Here is a 20,215-nt window from a genome sequence, read left to right as displayed (position 1 = left end):
TCTATTTAAATGCAAACCATATTTTTCCCTTTATTTTTAGCCTCATATAAATTTTTATCAGCCTTTTTTAAAGTTTCTAAATATCCACTTTTCTTTCTAAAATTATGTTTAGCAACTCCAATACTAATAGTTAATTTAGCACCATTTTTCCACCTTAAATTTTCTATACTTGTCCTAATACGTTCTGTGCTTCTAACAACATAATCAAGTCTCTTATTTTTATAAACTACAATAAACTCTTCCCCTCCAAATCGTCCTAGAAAGTCACCTTCTCTAAGTTCATTTTGGATACTCCAAGCCACATCTTTCAAAACATTATCTCCAAATAAATGACCATATTTATCATTTATTTTTTTATAATTATCTAAATCAAGCATAGCTATGAAAAATTCATTTTCATTATTCTCTATTTCATTTATTTTTTCTATTATATATTCCTTGTTATAAACTCCCGTCATAGAATCTCTGCTTAATCTTTCAGCAATAACTTTTATCGTTTTATTTTTTTCATTAATTTGATTTTGAACACTATTTAATTCATCAACTGTGGTTATTAGTTTATATGCTAGTTTTTCAATATCCTTGTTATAAGCTAACTTTTGCGCACTTAATACCTTTTCTTTTTCAATATTTAATCTTTCCATATGAAACTTGCTTACGCATTCTAATAGCATATAATCTTCCTCTACAGTGTTTACCTTACTATTAAACTTCATGAATAATTTTCTAAACTTTAATTCATTAAGTACATCTTCCTTTTCTTCATAATAATCTATTATTTTTTTTAATGAACGTAAAGCCTCAGAATATCTTTCATCTTTTTCATACATCTTATATGCTATAATATAATATTCATTTGCTCTTCTCTTTTCTCCCTTGGCTTCGTATATTTTACCATACAAAAAATAAATATATCCCCTATTAAAATTTAATTTTTCTTCAATAACAAATAAATTTTTTAAAGCTAAATCTAAATTTCCAAGCTTTATATCACATTTAACTATAGGTATTAAGCATTCCATTAATCCCTTTTCTGGCGTTCTGTTCTTTGTGTTTTTCATTAAATTAAAACATTTCTCTGCATTTTCTTTTGCTAACTCAAAATTTGAATTCATGTAATAACAAGTATATAAATTATAAAAAATATCACTTCTAGTAATTTCTCTAAGATCAAGTACATCTACAACTTCATTAAGATAAAAGTTTCCCATACTTGTTACACCTAATTTAAAACAAGTACTTGCCATGAATAAATTTATAGCTATAAGTTCATCTTGACATTCTTTATCTCCAGTTTTATCATAAAGCTCCTGAGCTATTTTCAACCCTTTGTAGGCATACTTAAACGTCATTTTATAGTAACCTTTTTTATTATGAAAAGTGGCTACTATACCATATAGATCTAGTAAAAGTTCATCATATGATAGCTTTATAAGTAATTTTTCAGCCTTTTCAACATACTCAGTTGTTTTTTTATAATTAAGTACATGTGAATTTAGATAACTTAAAACAAAATAAATCATACCTAAAGATTCTAGATCGTCCACTTCTACAATCTCAGATATTAAATATTCACAGTAATCAATGGCTTTCTCCCAATCATTATGAAACCTCTCTAGAATATAAATTCTAAAATCCTCACATAAAACTTTATACCTACTCATAACTTCACCTTTTTATAGTATTTTTAACTTTATTTTACAATATTTTAGCATAAAATGTCTTGTTCTATGTTGATTTTTAAACTTTTTTAACAATTTAAGCACAAAAATGAAATAAGCAAAGATTTAATTCTTTGCTTATTTTAATTAAATTATTTTATTTTCAATTCTTTTTCAAGATAGAATGAGTAAAGATAAGACTCCTTAACCTCTTCTCCTAAAATTTTATTTAAAGTATTTTTATATAAATCAACTTGTATTTTATATTTATTTATAAACTCCTCCTCTTCTCCTTCTTTAATATAATCAGTTTTGTAATCTAGAAGAACATAGCCATCCTCTTCTTCAAAGAAAGCATCTATAATACCTTGTAATCTAACTTTTTCATTTCCATAAACTTTAGTATCAAGACTTTTTTCTACAATGGAACTTGGAATTTCAGTTATAAATGGTAGCTCTCTATAAACCTTTTTACCTGATTTATATGAACTCAACATTCTCTGTCCTAAATCGCTTTTAAAGAATTTTTGTATTTTAAAAACATTTACTACTTTTCCTTCTTCTTCTGTTAAAAGCTCTTTTTGAACCATCTTTTGAACTTCTTCTTTTATTTCATTTATATAAATTACCTTATCTAAATCAATGTGTTGCATTACAAAGTGAGTTATAGTTCCTTTTTTAGCCGCTGAAAATTCTTCTTGTTTTTCTTCCATGAACTTTGGCTTTCTTTTTATTTTTTCTTTTTTATTTTCTTCATTACTGTCATTATCAATAATGTTATAACTTTCTTCCATAAAATCTTCTTCTTGATGAGCTCTCTTTAATTCAGTTACAGAAATATTTGAAGGAGTATTACATGACTCTATATATTTATATTTAAACCCTAGTCTATTTCTTATTTCTATAACTTCTTTTATATCTTTTTTAGATTCAATCCAATTACTACTTTCAAAAGCATCAATATTATTTTTTTCTTGCTTATTTTCATTAGTACTTAAAAGTTCACTTTTTTCCCAACTTTTAAAACTCCAGTTTGAATTATCATCTAAGTTTAAATTTATATCTCCATCACCAATGTTTCTTATAGCATCTCCATCCTTATGTTTAGTTAATGCCATACCAATCCAATCTAAATAACTCTTTCCTTTTAAAACGCTACCAGGACTTATTCTATTGTTTTCAGAAGAAGCTCCCGCCTTGCACCAATTTTCACAAGATTTTTCTAAATCTGATACAGCACCAGTTATGATCAATTTCTCCTTAGCTCTTGTGAATGCAACATATAAAATTCTCATTTCTTCTGATAAAACTTCTAATTCACATTTTTTCTTTATAGCATGTTTTTGAAGTGTATCATACTTTATTCTCTTCTTAACATCTATACAATTCGTTCCTATTCCTAAAGTCTCATGAAGAAGTATATCTTCTCTTAGATCCATCTTATTAAATTGTTTTCCTGTTCCACCTAATATAACAACTGGGAATTCTAGCCCCTTACTTTTATGGATACTCATTATTCTTACAACATCTTCATTTTCTCCAAGTATTTTTGCACTTCCCATATCCCCTGAAGATTTTTTAAGTTTATTTATGAAGTTTATAAAATTAAATAACCCTTTGAAACTTGTTGATTCATATTGTTTTGCTCTTTGGAATAATATTCTTAAATTAGCTTGCCTTTGAATTCCATTTGGCATTGTTCCAACATATCCATAGTAAGATGTATCAGAATATAAGAACCAAATAAACTCATCTATTGGCATATAAGCAGATTTTTCTCTCCACTTATTTAAATACTCTAAGAAATAGTTGCACTTACCCTTTAACTCATCAGAGATAGTTCCGTCATAAGTACCCTCAACAACTTCCTTTATTATTTCAAAGAAATATTTATCATTATTTAATAACCTTAAATCTGCAAATTCTTCAGATGTAAATGAAAATATAGGTGAACGTAATGCAGATAATATATAAATATCTTGCATTGGGTTATCTATTATGTGAAGTAATGCCATTATTGTTCTAATCTCAATAGTTTGAAAATATCCTGTACCAGTGTCAGCATAAACAGGAATGCCCTCAGTTCCTAATTCATCAACAAAGGTTTCAGCCCAGTTTTTAGTTGCTCTAAGCAAAATTACAATATCCTTATATTTAATTTTTCTATACTTTCCTAAATCCTTATCAAAAACCATATAGGTGCTTCCATCTTCAGGATTCATTAACTCCTTAATTTTTTTACCAACTATTCGTGCTTCTAATTGTATGCTATCTAAATCTTCCTCTTCTTCACTTTGCCCATCATCATCACCATAATCTTTATTATCATCTTTACTACCTGCCTTATTTAATATATTTAATTCTATATCACCAGCAACTTTTAAATTCGGTATTTCATCAATATAATAAATCTCTACATTTTCTTCATTTATCTCGCCATAGTTAGCACCTAAGTTTAATGCTTCTTTTTCATCATACTCAAGTTCTCCAACAGTATTACTCATTAAAGTTTGGAAGATGTAGTTTACTCCATTTATAACCTCTTCCCTACTTCTAAAGTTTTTATAAAGCATTATTTTTCTATTTGAATCTTCAAACTCTCTATAATTAATATATTTATCTAAGAAAAGTTCTGGATTCGCTTGTCTAAACTTATATATACTCTGTTTAACATCACCAACCATAAATACATTAGAATTTTCTACATCTCTTCTTGATACCATTCCAACTATAGTTTCTTGAATTGTATTACTATCCTGATATTCATCAACTAAAACTTCTTCAAATTTTTCTCTAAATTCTAAAGCAACCTGTGAAGGCTTTATATTACCATCTTCATCTTTATCTATTAAAATTTCTAAACAAAGATGCTCTAAGTCATTAAAATCTAAAATATCTTTTTCTCTTTTCTTATCTCTATACCTATTAGAAAATTCAATTACTAAACCACTTAAGCATTTCATTAAAGGATACATTTTTTGCATTCCTAAAACTGCTTCTTCTAGAGATGTTTCAAAAACTTTATCCCTTAAATTTTCTATTATTTTTTTACTGTCATCTCTAAGATTTTTAGTTTTTACTAATGCTTTTTCATCATCTACACTAGTTTTTCTAACTGATTTTAGCCTTCCAAAACTTGCTTCCATAAGCTTATTATAAAATGGAACTATTCCTTCTTTTAAAGCAAGTTTAAGCTCTTCAACTTGGATTATTTCAGGATATATATTTACTAAATACGGGTCAAGTCCTACTCCCATTTCAGCTATATCTCTAGCCTGAGCAAGCATTGAATAAGCATTATTTAAATCTAAGCTTATACTTTCTTTTAAAACTTCTATCCACTTTTTACTTTCAAGTTCATTTACGGAATTTATGTTAAACTCCTCTACTTTCTCATTTAACCAATTTTCTGGCCAAGGACCACTCATTATGAAATTATAAAATTTTAATATTATACTATTTAAATTATCATCACTTTTACTTCCACCATAAGCTTCAACTAAATCTTTAAAACATTCATCATCTTTAGCATACATATCTTCAAAAAGGTCCGCTAAAATATCTTGCTTTATAAGCTCACATTCTGTTTGATCCCCTATTCTAAAGCCAGGATCTAAATCTATTAAGTGAAAATTATTTTTTATAACTTCTAAACAAAAAGAATGCATAGTCGTTATACTAGCTCTATTTAAAAGTGCTAATTGTCTCTGAAGTATTTCAGAACTAGGATCCTTCTCTAAAGCTTTAGATATGGCATCTCCTATTCTCTCTCTCATTTCAGAAGCAGCAGCATTAGTAAATGTAACAACCAATAACTTATCTATATCAATAGGATTTTCTCCTTCTGTTATCATCTTTATTATTCTTTCAACTAGTACAGCCGTTTTTCCAGAGCCAGCCGCAGCAGCAACTAAAAGGTTGCATTTTCTAGTATTTATAGCTAATTCTTGTTCTTTAGTCCATTTAGTCCCCATTTACTTCACCGCCTACTTTTTCGTTTATACTCTTCCATATCTCTTCTTCTTTTTTCTTTGCAATAACCTTATATCTATTATCCTCTAAGCTAGAATCAAATTGACATATGTGTGAGTAATTACAATAATCACATACTATATTTTTATTTTCCTTACATGGCTCTATATCAATTTTACCCTCTATCATGTTTTGGCATATCTCAACCATTTTTTCATTAACATATTTTCTTAATAACTCAAATTGTTCCATAGTTATTAATGCCTTATTTTTTCCTAAATCTCCTGCCTTTTTCATATTTGCAGGTATTATAAGTGAGTGCATTCCAGGCTCTAAGCTATTATCCATAGCCTTAATAACTTTTACATCATCAAGTAAAAGCCCCTCTAATTTTAACTCTTTTAAAACCTCTTCTTTTATTTCTTCCTCTGTTAAGTCTCCTTTAGATTTTAATATAGGGTCATCTATTCTAAAATAAAGGATAGCCCCTGGCATAGCCTGATTTTCAACTATATTTTCTGAATTATTTATAAGAGCATCTAAGTAAACTAAAAGTTGTATTTGAAGACCATTATAAAATTTATTTAAGTCAAATTTTTTTGAACCAGTTTTATAATCTATAACTCTTAAATATGTTTCACCATCTAAATTTAATTTATCAACTCTATCTATTCTTCCATTTAAATAAAAACTCTCTCCTGAAGAAAGATCAAGCTTTATAGAATTAACATCTTTCGAAAATCCAAACGCTAACTCATTTTTGTAGATTTCAAAGTCACTTCTCTTCATTTGTTCACTGATTACCATAACTGATTTTGTAAGAATTCTCTTAAATCTATCTGTGAAATAAGAATATCTCTTTGAACTATTTAATATGGATGATTTATTATTTTTAACTTGATTATCAACTAATGAATTTATTATATTTCTACAGTTTTCATGGCTTAAATCACTCCACTTTAAATCTTTCTCCTTAACTTCATTAGTAAATTCATCTAATATTTCATGCATAAAGCTACCTAAATCAGGTGCTGTAAACTCATATATTTTTCTATCTTTAGCCTTTAATCCATATTGTATATAGTAAGCAAAAGGACACTGAGCATATCTTTCTAGTCTTGAAACACTTAAAGAAATTTTATTTTTATTATCTTCATAAAGTCTTTTAGCCTTCTCTTTTGAAATATTATTAGTTAGGTTAGTATATTCAAGTCCTTTCTTGACATATTCTATTTTTTCTTTCCATTTAGGTTCACCTAAATACCAATCGTAAACATACTTCCAATAATCCTCTATTTCAATATCCTCATAATTTTTCCTAATTGCTATCATAAGTTCATTTAAAGTAGGAATCTTAGCAGAAATCTTTTCATACTTATCATTTATTAATTTAAATCCTTCACTTTCTTCTTTTACATTAGGAAGTATCTTCTTTAATCTATGAACTATAATAGATGGTCTTTGAGATTTCCCTTCAAAATCTGCTAAAGGATAAGTTACAACTAAATATTCCTCAGCTATAGTAAAGGCTGTATAAACTAAAAACTGTTCTTCAAACATTTTTGTTCTTGTATCAGAAGCTAATGACACACCTTTTTCAAATAAGATTTCTCTATCATTATCTGATAAGATTCCTTCTTCTTTATTAGCAGAAGGGAGTACCCCATCATTTACTCCAATAATATATAAGGCCTTTGCACCTCTACTTTTTATTCTAGTTATATCTCCTATATTTACTTGGTCTAATGCCACAGGAATTAATCCCATTTCATATTGAGATAATCCAATATTTAATACTTTCATAAATTCATTTAAATCCATAACTTCATTTCCTAGAACATCAACTGCCTGTTCTAAGACATCTATGAAAATATCTCTTACCTCTGAATACTCTTTTGCCTTAATTGCCATATCATTTTCTTTGAAATATTCAACATATTGGTCTATAGTGTCCATGATTTCTAATTTAGAATCTATAAATTCATATAAATTTATAGCAAATTCTTTTAAAGTTTTCTTTCCCTTACATTGCTTATTAAATTCTTCTAGAGGATGAACTATGTTTTCTCTAATGTCATTTAATCTACTTAATCTTTGTTTATTTTCTTCAGATATTTCTTCTTCTTTTAAAATGCTAGAACTATAATTAACCCACTCTTCCATCCACTTCTTTCCCTTTATTCCATAGGCCAATACATAGTTTTCTAATTCATCAATAAACTCCGCACCCTCAATACCTCTAAACTCTTTTATCAATCCAGTTTTAAGATATTTAAACACACTTTCATAAGTCCAATTTTTACTTATTATATCTATTGCTGAGTTTATAAAAACAATAAGTGGGTTACTAGCTATATCTATTTTCTTATCTATATAATAGGGAATCTCATATTCAGTAAAAATAGCTGATACAACCTTCTCGTAATTATCAACATCTCTACATATTATTGAAATATCCTTAAATCTATATTTCTTTTCTCTAACAAGCCTTAATATATCTTTAGCAACGAACTCAACTTCATCATAATTATTATTTGCTCTATAAAGTCTTAAACTTTCATTTTTTCCTCTATACTGTTTAAAAGGATAAGCATAAAGCTGTCTTTCTATATGCTCTAATTCTTTATTTTCTTTGAATCTATATGGGACATCTTCATTCAAATTAATATATCCACTAAAAGCTATTCCCTCTTCTTGAATTAAATTCATTAACCTTTTTTCTGTATTTTTTGTAGCAACAAAAAGGTCACTTTCACCTTTAGCTGAATTTACCTCATCAATAGATAAAGTTATGTTAACGCTCTTAGCTCGCTTTAATAACTTTCCTATCACACTTAACTGATTTGGAGTAAATGAAGTAAACTCATCTATCCAAATTTCAGCTCCATCATATAAAGAACATCCATCTAGTTTTTCATTTAACAGAAGTAACTGATCTTCTCCATCAATATGTCCCTCGTGTAATTTTGAGTTAAATTCATTAAAAACATCCTTTAATTCTTCCATCTTCATTTTAAGATTTTCATCTTCTATTTGATCTATAGTTAAATCCAAAATTTCATTATTTACGTTATATTTTTTAAACTCAGTTATTGTTTTGGAAGCTATATCTATAAATCCTTTTTGTCTAGAAGCATTTTTAAAAACTGTCATATCATCAGATAAATCTTCTAGTACTTTAAAAATAAGCATGCTTTTACCAGCATCACTCATAATTGTTCTTGTTGCCCCTCCACAATCATTAAAAACTTTGTGTGCAAGTCTTTTAAAACTAAGCACCTCAGCATTTAACACATACTTTTCTCCTATAGCTTCTAGCATTCTATTCTCAGTCTGAAAAGTAAATTGCTCTGGAACAATTAAAATTAATTTATTATCAGGTGAATTATTTATCTTCTTTTTTATTTGATTTATACAAAAAGTACTCTTACCAGTACCAGCTCTTCCATATATGATTCTTAATCCCATGTTTACACCTCAAAAATTTATTTATACATTTCAAAATTATTACCTATTATAATAACATTTTATACTTATTTCTTTCTTTTAAATAGCAATATCACAAAAAAAATATATCGTGTATTTTACTATAGAAATTGTTTACAATACGGTATATAATAATGATGAAATCTATAAATTTTATAAAAAGAACTAATATTTTTATTTATTCAAAAGGGGTGTTTTAAATGAACATAAGTAATACTTTCAAAAAAATAATGGATGCTACAGCTGAGATTGAAACCAACCTTGGTAATCCAATGGCATGCTTTCTTGAAAAACAAGAAAGAGAAGAAAAACAAAGAAAAGCACACCGTAATGAAGTAAAAGCTAAGGGAGAAAAAAAGAATTAAAAGATTAACTTATTCACATAAAAATTTTAATTATCAACAAATAATCTAAAAACTCTAATGTTTTTGTGTATAACATTAGAGTTTTCTTTTTAATAGTTCTGTATTTTAGTAGGTCCACCAATAATATCTCTTCCAACAAACAATGAACCTTTTTCATCAACTTTTATTGTCCATTTTATTAGAGCAATTTCTCCTCTTTCAATCTCAATAGCCGTAACAGTTCTAGGAAGCACACAACATCCTATATTGAAATATGTTGAATCATTCCTACTTCTTGGAAATAAAGTTTTATGAGTATGTCCAAGAACAACTCTTGTATCATTTTCTTCAGCCCAATTAATTATTTTTTCATCAAATTTATCTCTTTTATTATTACTCTTAGCAGGACTTATAGGATCTTTAAATCCCATAAAAGCCTCTAAAATAGCCCATACATATCTAACTAAAAATTTTGATAGAAAAGCCAATTCATTATTTAAAAAATCTACTTGATGTCCATGTAATATAAAGAAATCTCTCTTGCTCTCCTCATGTACTAGAACTAATGATTCATATATTTCTAATGTACTATAAAAATCACAAGCAGAATGATTTCGCCTATTTCTTCTTTTATTTTTTCTTAAAAATTTTATTTTACTTTTATCTTTATCATGATTTCCATATATCATATAAAGCCTATTTTTTTCTTTGAAATCATCTAAAACTTCATATACATCATGATTCATATCATATATTTCTTGTAAATTCTTAAACTTCCAAAGTTCATCTCCGTCTCCAACTTCTATATAAGTAAATTTATTTTTATGATAATACCTAAGTGCCGTTAGATATATGTTAATATTAGGAGCCAAGCTATCCTTATATGTTCCATCCCCTCTATGACAGTCACTAAAAAAAACTATTTTAGAATCATTGTTAAAAACAATTCTTTTAGAATTATTTTTTAATTCATTTAATTTTTCAACTCTCATTAATAACTCCATATAATATTACTTCATATATATCTTATGTTTCTTTTTAAGTAATAGATACCAATTGATTAATAAGTAATTTATCACAAATAAAAAAACAATATCTGATCTATGTTATAAAAAGATTTTATAATCCTTTTAATTCCTATTACAGAAAATAATAGTATAATATTAAGAGTTAAAGGAGGAAATTTATATGGATATATTTTTTTACTTAGTATTTTTTATTTGTATCTTCTATATTCTATTGAAAGTATTCTTTAAAAAAGTTTTAAAAGAAATATTTATTGAACTGTTAGATGATGATAATGAAAAGCTTAAATTATTGATTAAAGAATGTCTTAGAGAACATGATTTTTCTAAAAGAAATAAAGATTAAGTAAAATAAAAAAAGCATCTAGTAAAACTAGATGCTTTGGCGGAGAATCCGGGATTTGAACCCGGGCGCCGCTTAACACGACCTACTCCCTTAGCAGGGGAGCCTCTTCAGCCACTTGAGTAATTCTCCACTTGTGGCGGAGAGAATGGGATTCGAACCCATGGTACGCTCACACGCACGCCGGTTTTCAAGACCGGTGCCTTAAACCAACTCGACCATCTCTCCATACTTGACACATTTATTATTATATCATTTTTGATTTATATGTCAACTATTTTTTTTAAAAAAGATACTAATTTTATTATTATAGTATCTCTTTATTACGTAATTAATTATTGTAAAGGTATTTTCATAAATAATATCCAAGTGAATACTGTTAATACAAACCCTATTATATTTAATATTAAAGGAAACTTACTTTCATTGTGCTTTTTAAAAGCTATGTACCCAGCAATAATTCCTGGAATTGAAAAAGGTAATCCAAGCATGAAAAAGTATAATGCTGCAAAAATACTACTCCATCCTAAATATATAGATAGTGTATACGCTGTTGACTTTTTAGGTTTTTTAGCTCTAACTGGTCCTGATGATCCTTTCAAAATATCTCCTCCCAATAAAAATTCATATACTTAAATTATACATTTTAAATTAATAAAAAAATTATATTATGTATAAATTTTATATTAATAATTTTAATAGTTGTAATAAAAATTATTGATAGACTCATTTATTATTGACTAATATTTAATCTTAAAATATAAAATAAAAATTTTGTTACCATAAGAAAGTTTATCTAAAATTCAACGTAAAGTAAATTATATTTTAACATAATATCATATTTTTTATATAAACATAAATAAAAGCATCTAGTAAAACTAGATGCTTTGGCGGAGAATCCGGGATTTGAACCCGGGCGCCGGTTGCCCGACCTACTCCCTTAGCAGGGGAGCCTCTTCAGCCACTTGAGTAATTCTCCACAATATTCCATTTTTATTTTTTGTAAAAAAAATGGCGGAGAGAATGGGATTCGAACCCATGGTACGCTCACACGCACGCCGGTTTTCAAGACCGGTGCCTTAAACCAACTCGACCATCTCTCCGCGGTACGTTAATTATTATATCAACTGTTTAAATTTATGTCAACACTTTTTATAAAAAAATAAGAGATACTATATTATAGTATCTCTATCATAATATCTCTTATTCGATTTAATTAATCTTCATAATCTCTTTCTTTTTTGCATTTACAGCAACATTTACAACAGCACTCTTTGTCTTTATCTTTATCCTTACAATTTTTATAACAATCAATTGTAGCATACAAATACTTAAATGCCTCATAAACTGTTCTTTCTAATAATTCATCTAATTCCATCGCTTCGCATAATAAAGCCTTTTCTTTTCTCATTAAGCATTCTAATTCTTCTTTTAATTCATCAATTTCTTTTTTAACTTCTTTTGCTTTTTTAACTTTTTCTTTAACAGCTTTATTAATCTTAGTAGCTTCTTTAGTTAAATCTTCAGATTTTTTCTCTAACCATTTACATTTATCACAGTCTTTTTTACACTTATCGTCTTCCTTTTCACACTCTGACTCTTTGCATTTGCAACAGTCTTCTTTACATTTGCAACATTCTTTTTCACAGCATTTGCGACATTCTTCTTTACATTTATCCCATTCTTTTTCACAACGTTTGCGACATTCATCTTTACATTTATCGCATTCTTTTTCACAGCATTTGCACCATTCATCTTTACATTTATCGCATTTTTTTTCACAGCATTTGCAACATTCTTCTTTACGTTTTTCGCATTCTTTTTCGCATTTTGACTTTTTGCATTTGCAACAGTCTTCTTTACACTTATCCCATTCTTTTTCACAGCATCTGCAACATTCTTCTTTACATTTATCGCATTCTTTTTCGCATTTTGACTTTTTGCATTTGCGCCAGTCTTCTTTGCATCTGTCATCTTCCTTTTCATATTCTGACTTTTTATATTTGCGATATCCTTTTTCATATCTATCGTATTCATTTTCATAATCATATCCATAGTTATCCATAATAGTACACCTCACTTTAATTTAAACCTAATTTATAATATGTTAATTAAGATTTTTTTGATACTATAAAAATAAAAACGGTATTTTAAATACCGTTTTTATAATTTTGATATTATAGATTTAAATCATATAATATGACATCTATTATGTTTTATATAAATTTATTCAAATTACTTTAGTCTTCTAAATAATAAATATTACTTTAACAAGTCACATCTCATATATTCTTTTAAAGCTTCTGGTATAACTACTGAACCATCTTCTTGTTGGTAGTTTTCTAATATAGCAGCTACAGTTCTTCCGATAGCAACTCCTGATCCGTTTAATGTATGAACAAATTGTGGTTTTTCTTTTGGAGAGTTTTTGAATTTTATGTTAGCTCTTCTAGCTTGGAAATCTTCAAAGTTTGAACAACTTGAAATTTCAACATATCTATTGTAGCTTGGCATCCAAACTTCTATGTCATATTTTAATGCAGCTGTAAATCCTAAGTCACCTTTGCATATTCTAACTATTCTATATGGTAATCCTAAAGCTTGTAATACAGATTCAGCGTCTTGAACTAATTTATCTAATTCCTTATAGCTATCTTCTGGCTTACAGAACTTAACTAACTCAACTTTATTGAATTGGTGTTGTCTTATAAGACCTCTTGTATCTCTTCCTGCAGATCCAGCTTCTGCTCTGAAGCAAGCACTGTATGCAGCGTGTTTTATTGGAAGTTTATCTCCTTCTAAAGTTTCGTTTCTGTACATGTTTGTTACAGGAACCTCAGCTGTTGGTATTAAGAAATATCCATTGTTTTCTACTTTAAAAGCATCTTCTTCGAATTTTGGAAGTTGACCTGTACCAGTCATACTATCTCTGTTTACCATGTATGGAGGTAATACTTCAGTATATCCATTTTCAAATGTGTGTTTATCTAAGAAGAAGTTTATTATAGATCTTTCTAATCTAGCACCCATTCCTTTATAAACTGTGAATCTTGATCCAGCAACTTTTCCACCTCTTTCGAAGTCTAAAAGATCTAAATCTGTTCCTAAATCCCAGTGAGCTTTCGGTTCAAAGTTGAATTTAGTAGGTTCTCCCCATCTTTTTATTTCAACATTATCCTCATCAGTTTCTCCTTCTGGAACAGATGGGTTTGGTATGTTAGGGATTCTTAACATGATATAGTTGATTTTATCATTTAACTCAGCAACTCTAGCATCATCAGCTTTGATTTTATCTCCTATTTCTCTCATTTCAGCCATTACTTCAGTAACGTCTTCTCCAGCTTTCTTTCTCTTTGGAATTTCAGCTGATACTTCATTTCTTTGCTTTTTTAAAGCCTCAACATCAACTAATATTTTTCTTCTTTCTTCATCTAAAGCTATAACTTCGTCTATAACATTTACGTCGAAATCTTCTCCTCTATTAGATAAAGCATTTTTTACTTCTTCAGTATTACTTCTTAACTTTTTTAAATCTAACATTTCCATTCTCCTTTCAGAACTTTATTTATATTAAAAATTTTATTAACTAAAAAAATATATAAAAAAGGAGCCTTCGTTCCCTATAAAAAGGGACGAAAAGACTCCGCGTTGCCACCCTAATTGATAAAACATAAAATATTTTATCCTCTTAAAAACTTTAACGGTTAATTCCGTACTGCTCATCACAGTCCCTCACAGGTGGATTCATGAAAATATTGTACTAGTTCACACCAACCACTAGCTCTCTGAAAGCAATATATAACATTACTAGCCTGCTCACAGGTTTAATATTAACTTAAACTTAATATATAAAAAATATACTTTAATATTTGTCTTTTGTCAATTCTTAACTATCTTTTGGTAGATTTTTTGTGCATATAATGTCTACTCCTGTATTCATTATATTCTTACAGACCACATTTCCACTTTTAGTAGGTACTCCAACATATAATCTACTTAAAACACTTGAAAAATCAATCCATTTAGACATTTCAACTGGTTTGTTGCTTTTCACAGGCACTACATTATATTTTTTAGACCCTCTAACTCTAACAACACTAGTAAATATATCTTTATGCATTAAAAACACCCCTTTAGACTCTATTAAACTCCTTAATTCTAGATGCTAAAACCTTAGAATTTTTAGAATCCTCAACTATTTCTGTTGGCTTTTTATCAAGCTCTCTCGCTAATATATTTATTATTTTACTTATGCAATAAGCTCCATGGCAAGTTCCAAAGGTAGCACCTGTTCTTCTTTTTACGCCTTCAACGGTTCTTGCCCCTAAAGGACGTCTAATACAATCTACTATTTCTCCTTCACTAATACCATTACAAAGACATACTATTTTTCCATATCTCTTATCTAAGGATATAAGCTCATTTCTTTCTTCATCTGATAATTCTCTAAAACGATAAAATTCTCTTCTTTTATCTACAAAATTTTTATTTAAACTACAATTTAATTTTTCAATTATTTCATCACATATTATTTTTGATACAGCAGGAGCTATGGTAACTTCTCCGTAATGTTTTCCCATAACCTTTATATATCCATTATTCTTTCTACTATCATCTATAATCATTCTATCGTTACTATGATCATCATAAAAAATATCTTTAACATTTTTTCTACTAATGCTATTTATCATTTCTTTAGCTAATTTTAAGGATTTCATAAATCCTAATGACTGATTTGAATTTATACCAATTAACGTATCTCCATTAACAGTATTTTTTTGGATTATAAATTCTTCCTTATTTTTTAGTTTGACAACTATATTTGATGTTTTTTCTTTTATTTCATCATTTAATAATAAATAATAAGTTTTTAAAGCATTTTTTTGCTCATAATCTTTATCTTGATCTATGGTATAATGCTCACCTGGCGTTGTATTAATAACAAATCTGCAAGTAAACTTATTTTTATTTGTAGTTACTCTAAATCCTTTTGCTATACCTTGAATATCTAAAACTATTTCCTCTAGTCTGAAGCTTACTCCATTATCATAAGCTATTTCTGCAAACCCTATTGCCAAATCATATGGACTTGTAACTGCTATATTTTCTGAGTATATAGCTTTTTTTATTTCACCCTTATAGTTAGGTTCTATTTCTCTTGCTCTTTTCTCATCAACTAAGTAAATATTATTTATTCCTCTAGATTTAGCTCTTCTATAGTTCTCTTCAATTATTCTAACCGTCTCATCATTTTCAGCTATAGTTAAATGGCCTACTCTTTTAAATGGAACATTTAATTTTTTAGTTATTTCAGGTAACATCGTGTTTCCCATATTTTCTAAATAACCCATTAAATTATCCTTACATTCAGAACCATCATATACAATTGCTGTATTAACAAAGGAAACATCATCTGCAATATCAAAATCTTTCTCTATAAGAGCTATGTTTAAGTTATATTTTGATAACTCATATGCAACAGAGCATCCTATGATTCCTCCACCTAATATCAACACATCATAATCCATATGTTTCACCCCTAGCTCTTAGATATCTTCCACTAAAAATTATATCATAAATTCCAAAAACTATTATAAATATTAGTAAAATTATAAACATATAAAAAGGAGTGTTTAAACACTCCTTAGAATTTTAATATAAAAATTCTAAAAAATATTTAATACACTCATATTATTTTTATTATTCTTGTGATATTTTATTTAAAATATCTCCTAATTGATTTATAAATTCACCATATGAAGCCCAATCACCATTCTTTTGCGCCTCTATAGCCTTATTAAATAAATCAGCAGCCTCTTTTACTCCGCCATTATTTACTGGTGCTTCATTCGTAGTATTTCCATTTATATTAGAATTTTCTCCCTCTCCTGGTGAACTATAATTAAATAATTTTAGTAATGCCTTTTCAACATTTTCTTCTATAACTATTTTATCACCATTAGAAAGTATAACTCTCTTCATTTCAGGCATACCATTTCCTGAATCAGCTTTTAAATAAATTGTATTCAAATATAATAAAGAGTCATCTATAGGAACAATAATTATATCACCATATATAACCTCTGATCCTTTTCCAGTCCAAAGACTTATTTCCTTAGATATATTAGGATCTTGTTGTATTCTATTCTTAAATAGAATTGGACTATATATAGTTCTTTGAGGAGGGAACTTGTACATTACTAATTCACCATAGTTATCTCCATCCATTCTTGCTCCAAGAAGAGCCACCATACTTTGTTTGCCTCTCATATTAAAATAATCTAAAAGCATCATTTCAACATTCTCTTCTCCAGGTAACTTTGTCATAAGATAAAGTCCTTCATTTTCAGATTCATTATTTTTAGATTCTCTTACACTACCGAAAATTGACTTTCCATTTCCTTCATCTTCCTGACTTGAACTTTCTCCTCCATGTTTAAGAACCTCTAAAGATCTATCCCATAAATCTTCTTCAGTGAATAATTTAATAGGATCATCTAAATGGTACTTTGTTAAAACCTTACTTTGTAGTTCAAATAAGTTTTGAGGATATCTGAAATGTTCCTTTAAATCCTGAGGCATTTCAGACATAGGTTTAAATAAACCTTTATATATTTTTGAGTAACACTCAATTATAGGATCATTTTCATCTGCTATATAGAAATTAACATCTCCATTAAAAGCATCTACAACAACCTTAACAGAGTTTCTTATATAGTTTATTCCTTCATGAGGCTCTGATAAAGGATATTTATCTGTTGTTGTATATGCATCCATCATCCAAACTAACCTTCCATCATGAATTACCACATATGGATCACTATCATAAGTTAAGAAAGGCGCTATTGCTTGAACTCTATCAACTATATTACGGTTAAGAATTATTCTACTTTCTGATGTTATAGAACTAGACATTATTATTTTAGGACTCTTTTCGTAAATACTAAATAATAATCTATTAAAAGGTGTCATTTTTATTCCACCAGTTCCATTATAATTAAATGTATTTTCAGTATCTCCTGTTGGATAATCAAATTCACCACCTTCAGTATTTACAATAACATAATCATTATCCCCTTCACCAAAATATATTCTTGGATTCTCAAGATTGATATCTGTATTGTTAACTGTTGGTATATCTTTCATAACGAAATCAGGTTGTCCAGCTTCTGTTACACTATTAACCCTACTCATAGCTACTCCATACCCATGAGTATATCTAAGATGTTTATTTTGCCATGTAGTCATAGCTTCTCTATTTATTTCTCTTGGTGAAATAAATACTTGAGTATATTTTCCATTTATATCATATCTATCTGTATCAGTATCATTAAATTGATAGTAATTTTTTATAAGTTGAACTTGTTGATAGAAACTTAGTAGAGGGCCTGTTGAATTAACCTTCAAGTTTTCAATTATATCCTTATTATCTTCTAACTCTTGGCTAGTTATATTCTCATTAGGCTCCATTTCTTTTACTGCAATATTATCAATATTAAAAGCCTTCTTAGTCGCCTCAATATTATAAGAAATATACGGTTTTTCTAACTCCATTTCATTTGGTTTAACAAAAAACTGTTGAGTAAGAATCGCTACTACAGGCTCTAAAACAATAAGTACAGCAATTGCCGCAATTGATATTATTATTGGTCTAAATTTTGTCCTTAATATTGAAACAAAAACTATTATTGAAGATATTACGCAGGCTACAGCTATAACCTTATAAAATAATAATGTTATCTTAACATCTGTATAGCTTGCTCCATAGACTACTCCCCTAGTACTATAAACTAAATTATATGATTTTAATAAGTAACCACCAGCTATAAGTAATGCTAATATTGATGCTAACACTGCTAGTTGTTTTCCCGCAAATTTTCTTATACCATCAACCCTATTATTTATACTTATAACATTATCTTGGTTTTGATAGAATTTATCTTTAAGACCTAACGCTAAATAGATTAAAACTGTTATAATAGCTAATATAACTATTAATGATATAGTAGCATTAAAAATAGATTGTACTAATGGAAGTTTAAAAACATAAAAAGATATATCTTTGTTAAATATAGGATCTACTTCTCCAAAAGGAACTGCATTAGTAAATTGAAGAATTTTATACCACTGAGTTGCTGCAGTAGCTCCAGCTCCTAATACTGATATTCCTAAATTTAATAACAAGAAATATTTTTTAATTGATTTAAACTTAGATTCCCCCACTAAATTATTTATACTTTTTCTCAAAGAAAAAAGATATATAGCTATAACAGCAAAATATACTATAAATATAGGTATAAATAATTTGCATATAGCCACTAATTTAGTAAAAAACACATCTAAATATCCTACTTCTTTAAACCATTGAACATTAATAATAAAGTTAGTTGAAACTAATAAAATTACAACTAGAAGTAAGACACTCATAAGAACTATATTTAGTATCTTATTTTTCAAAATTTCCCCTCCTTAAATTTTTAATATTTCATATATATACTTAAAATAAAACTTTATTAAAATTCAGATATATATTAATAACCTCTGAACTTTAATAAAATCTATATAGAAAATTATATTTATAAATTCTATAAAAAATATTTTTTTAAATTAATTCATATCATCTGCTTCTTTTAATATATCTAGCAATATATTATTCCCACTCTTCATAGAATGATGTCCCTTAATTGCTTCTATAAAATCTGGATCATAATCATTTTCTCTTAGATAATTAAATGCTTTATCTCCATGATTATAGTAAATATATATAGCTTTTATATTTTGAAACTTTCTTATTTCATTATTAGATAATCTTTTTCCCAAAATTAAAAAAGATTTAGTCATCACATTTAATGGATAATATAGTTTTCCTATATCATGTAATAATCCTAATTTAGAAACTTTTCTTAATTGTATATCTGAGTTAATTCCTTTAGCTCTAGCTAATCTAACACAATCCCTAGAAACTTTTATACAATGTAGCTGCTCACCTTTTTTAAGTTTTTTAAAAAGGTGTAACTCGTACTCAGTTAAAAAGCATTCTACATAAGCATAATCTAGCTCTTTAAAATTAGCTGAAATAGCCCAAAAGAATTGCTTTATTCTGTAAGTCATATTAGGTATTCACCTTCTGTTCTTATTAAAGATATTAATATTGTAAATTATAACATATAAAGATAATTATTATATATTATCTTTCCGTTAATATATTTATCCACTAACTAAATGTTTATATGTATATAACTCACATATTTCCTGTGGATAACTTGTTAGTTTTTTATAATTTATGTGGAAAATTTTTAAGATTATTTTGAACATTTTAGATTCTTTAGAATTGTATATGTATTTAAGACAATAAAAAAACTCTAAACAAATGTTTAGAGTTTT

13 protein-coding genes, 4 tRNA genes and 1 other annotated feature are annotated in these 20,215 nt (G+C 27.7%); of the genes, 2 read left to right on the top strand and 15 right to left on the bottom strand.

Annotated features, from left to right (window positions below; translation table 11 throughout):
* Positions 1-5: 5 nt before the first annotated feature.
* The 3 genes from OIF33_RS16650 to addB form a co-directional block, all read right to left on the bottom strand.
* A complete protein-coding gene (locus OIF33_RS16650) occupies positions 6-1,664 on the bottom strand; it encodes a GGDEF domain-containing protein (RefSeq protein WP_322505361.1) in 1,659 nt (552 codons plus the stop codon).
* A 149-nt stretch (positions 1,665-1,813) separates the two neighbouring features.
* Positions 1,814-5,635: a helicase-exonuclease AddAB subunit AddA gene (addA, locus tag OIF33_RS16645; protein ID WP_322505360.1), complete on the bottom strand. Its 3,822-nt coding sequence runs from the start codon at positions 5,633-5,635 to the stop codon at positions 1,814-1,816.
* The gene (addB, locus tag OIF33_RS16640) at positions 5,625-9,101 is read right to left on the bottom strand and encodes a helicase-exonuclease AddAB subunit AddB (RefSeq protein WP_322505359.1); all 3,477 of its coding nucleotides are present in this window, start codon (positions 9,099-9,101) and stop codon (positions 5,625-5,627) included. The genes addA and addB overlap by 11 nt, the downstream gene beginning before the upstream one ends.
* Positions 9,102-9,319: 218 nt before the next feature.
* Between addB and OIF33_RS16635 the strand changes: the two genes are divergently transcribed.
* Positions 9,320-9,484, top strand: coding sequence for a hypothetical protein (locus OIF33_RS16635; RefSeq protein ID WP_322505358.1), 165 nt, complete (start codon positions 9,320-9,322; stop codon positions 9,482-9,484).
* Between the two features lie 89 nt (positions 9,485-9,573).
* Here the strand turns inward: OIF33_RS16635 and OIF33_RS16630 are convergent, their stop codons facing one another.
* The gene (locus OIF33_RS16630; RefSeq protein WP_322505357.1) at positions 9,574-10,455 is read right to left on the bottom strand and encodes a metallophosphoesterase; all 882 of its coding nucleotides are present in this window, start codon (positions 10,453-10,455) and stop codon (positions 9,574-9,576) included.
* Between the two features lie 196 nt (positions 10,456-10,651).
* Here OIF33_RS16630 and OIF33_RS16625 point away from each other — a divergent pair, with 196 nt between their 5' ends.
* Positions 10,652-10,834 carry a hypothetical protein gene (locus tag OIF33_RS16625; protein WP_322505356.1) on the top strand — a complete coding sequence of 61 codons (183 nt, stop codon included), beginning with the start codon at positions 10,652-10,654 and terminating at the stop codon, positions 10,832-10,834.
* A gap of 37 nt (positions 10,835-10,871) precedes the next feature.
* Here OIF33_RS16625 and OIF33_RS16620 read toward each other — a convergent pair.
* The 11 genes from OIF33_RS16620 to OIF33_RS16570 all read right to left on the bottom strand — a co-directional run bounded on the left by OIF33_RS16620 (position 10,872) and on the right by OIF33_RS16570 (position 19,942).
* Positions 10,872-10,963: transfer RNA gene (locus OIF33_RS16620), tRNA-Ser, on the bottom strand.
* Positions 10,964-10,968: 5 nt separating this feature from the next.
* Positions 10,969-11,059 (bottom strand) — tRNA-Ser (locus tag OIF33_RS16615).
* Between the two features lie 107 nt (positions 11,060-11,166).
* Entirely contained in the window at positions 11,167-11,433 is a 267-nt protein-coding gene (locus OIF33_RS16610) for a hypothetical protein (protein ID WP_322505355.1), read from the bottom strand.
* A 286-nt stretch (positions 11,434-11,719) separates the two neighbouring features.
* Positions 11,720-11,810: transfer RNA gene (locus OIF33_RS16605), tRNA-Ser, on the bottom strand.
* Positions 11,811-11,843: 33 nt separating this feature from the next.
* Positions 11,844-11,934 (bottom strand) — tRNA-Ser (locus OIF33_RS16600).
* A 113-nt stretch (positions 11,935-12,047) separates the two neighbouring features.
* Positions 12,048-12,896, bottom strand: coding sequence for a hypothetical protein (locus OIF33_RS16595; protein WP_322505354.1), 849 nt, complete (start codon positions 12,894-12,896; stop codon positions 12,048-12,050).
* A 197-nt stretch (positions 12,897-13,093) separates the two neighbouring features.
* Positions 13,094-14,371: a serine--tRNA ligase gene (gene serS / locus OIF33_RS16590; protein WP_322505353.1), complete on the bottom strand. Its 1,278-nt coding sequence runs from the start codon at positions 14,369-14,371 to the stop codon at positions 13,094-13,096.
* Between the two features lie 85 nt (positions 14,372-14,456).
* Positions 14,457-14,660: a binding site (T-box leader), on the bottom strand.
* 57 nt (positions 14,661-14,717) lie between these two features.
* Positions 14,718-14,951: a DUF1667 domain-containing protein gene (locus OIF33_RS16585; RefSeq protein ID WP_322505352.1), complete on the bottom strand. Its 234-nt coding sequence runs from the start codon at positions 14,949-14,951 to the stop codon at positions 14,718-14,720.
* A gap of 13 nt (positions 14,952-14,964) precedes the next feature.
* Positions 14,965-16,359, bottom strand: a complete 1,395-nt coding sequence (locus OIF33_RS16580; protein ID WP_322505351.1) for an NAD(P)/FAD-dependent oxidoreductase — start codon at positions 16,357-16,359, stop codon at positions 14,965-14,967.
* A gap of 172 nt (positions 16,360-16,531) precedes the next feature.
* On the bottom strand, positions 16,532-19,288 hold the full coding sequence (locus OIF33_RS16575) for a UPF0182 family protein (protein WP_322505350.1): 2,757 nt from the start codon (positions 19,286-19,288) through the stop codon (positions 16,532-16,534).
* A 150-nt stretch (positions 19,289-19,438) separates the two neighbouring features.
* Positions 19,439-19,942 (bottom strand): HD domain-containing protein, encoded by a 504-nt coding sequence (locus OIF33_RS16570; RefSeq protein ID WP_322505349.1) that lies wholly within the window; start codon positions 19,940-19,942, stop codon positions 19,439-19,441.
* Positions 19,943-20,215 lie beyond the last annotated feature (273 nt).

It is taken from the genome of Clostridium sp. LIBA-8841, from assembly GCF_034439435.1.
Taxonomy (GTDB): Bacteria; Bacillota; Clostridia; order Clostridiales; family Clostridiaceae; genus Sarcina.
The sequence above is the reverse complement of the archived record's forward strand: the minus strand, read 5'-3'. Positions and strand labels throughout refer to the sequence as shown.

Bases quoted from the DNA above. Each gene is read 5' to 3' on its own strand.
- OIF33_RS16630 (WP_322505357.1), bottom strand. From the start codon at position 10,455: ATGAGAGTTGAAAAATTAAATGAATTAAAAAATAATTCTAAAAGAATT.
- serS (WP_322505353.1), bottom strand. From the start codon at position 14,371: ATGTTAGATTTAAAAAAGTTAAGAAGTAATACTGAAGAAGTAAAAAAT.
- OIF33_RS16570 (WP_322505349.1), bottom strand. From the start codon at position 19,942: ATGACTTACAGAATAAAGCAATTCTTTTGGGCTATTTCAGCTAATTTT.
- OIF33_RS16635 (WP_322505358.1), top strand. From the start codon at position 9,320: ATGAACATAAGTAATACTTTCAAAAAAATAATGGATGCTACAGCTGAG.
- OIF33_RS16595 (WP_322505354.1), bottom strand. From the start codon at position 12,896: ATGGATAACTATGGATATGATTATGAAAATGAATACGATAGATATGAA.
- OIF33_RS16585 (WP_322505352.1), bottom strand. From the start codon at position 14,951: ATGCATAAAGATATATTTACTAGTGTTGTTAGAGTTAGAGGGTCTAAA.
- OIF33_RS16625 (WP_322505356.1), top strand. From the start codon at position 10,652: ATGGATATATTTTTTTACTTAGTATTTTTTATTTGTATCTTCTATATT.
- addB (WP_322505359.1), bottom strand. From the start codon at position 9,101: ATGGGATTAAGAATCATATATGGAAGAGCTGGTACTGGTAAGAGTACT.
- OIF33_RS16580 (WP_322505351.1), bottom strand. From the start codon at position 16,359: ATGGATTATGATGTGTTGATATTAGGTGGAGGAATCATAGGATGCTCT.
- OIF33_RS16650 (WP_322505361.1), bottom strand. From the start codon at position 1,664: ATGAGTAGGTATAAAGTTTTATGTGAGGATTTTAGAATTTATATTCTA.
- addA (WP_322505360.1), bottom strand. From the start codon at position 5,635: ATGGGGACTAAATGGACTAAAGAACAAGAATTAGCTATAAATACTAGA.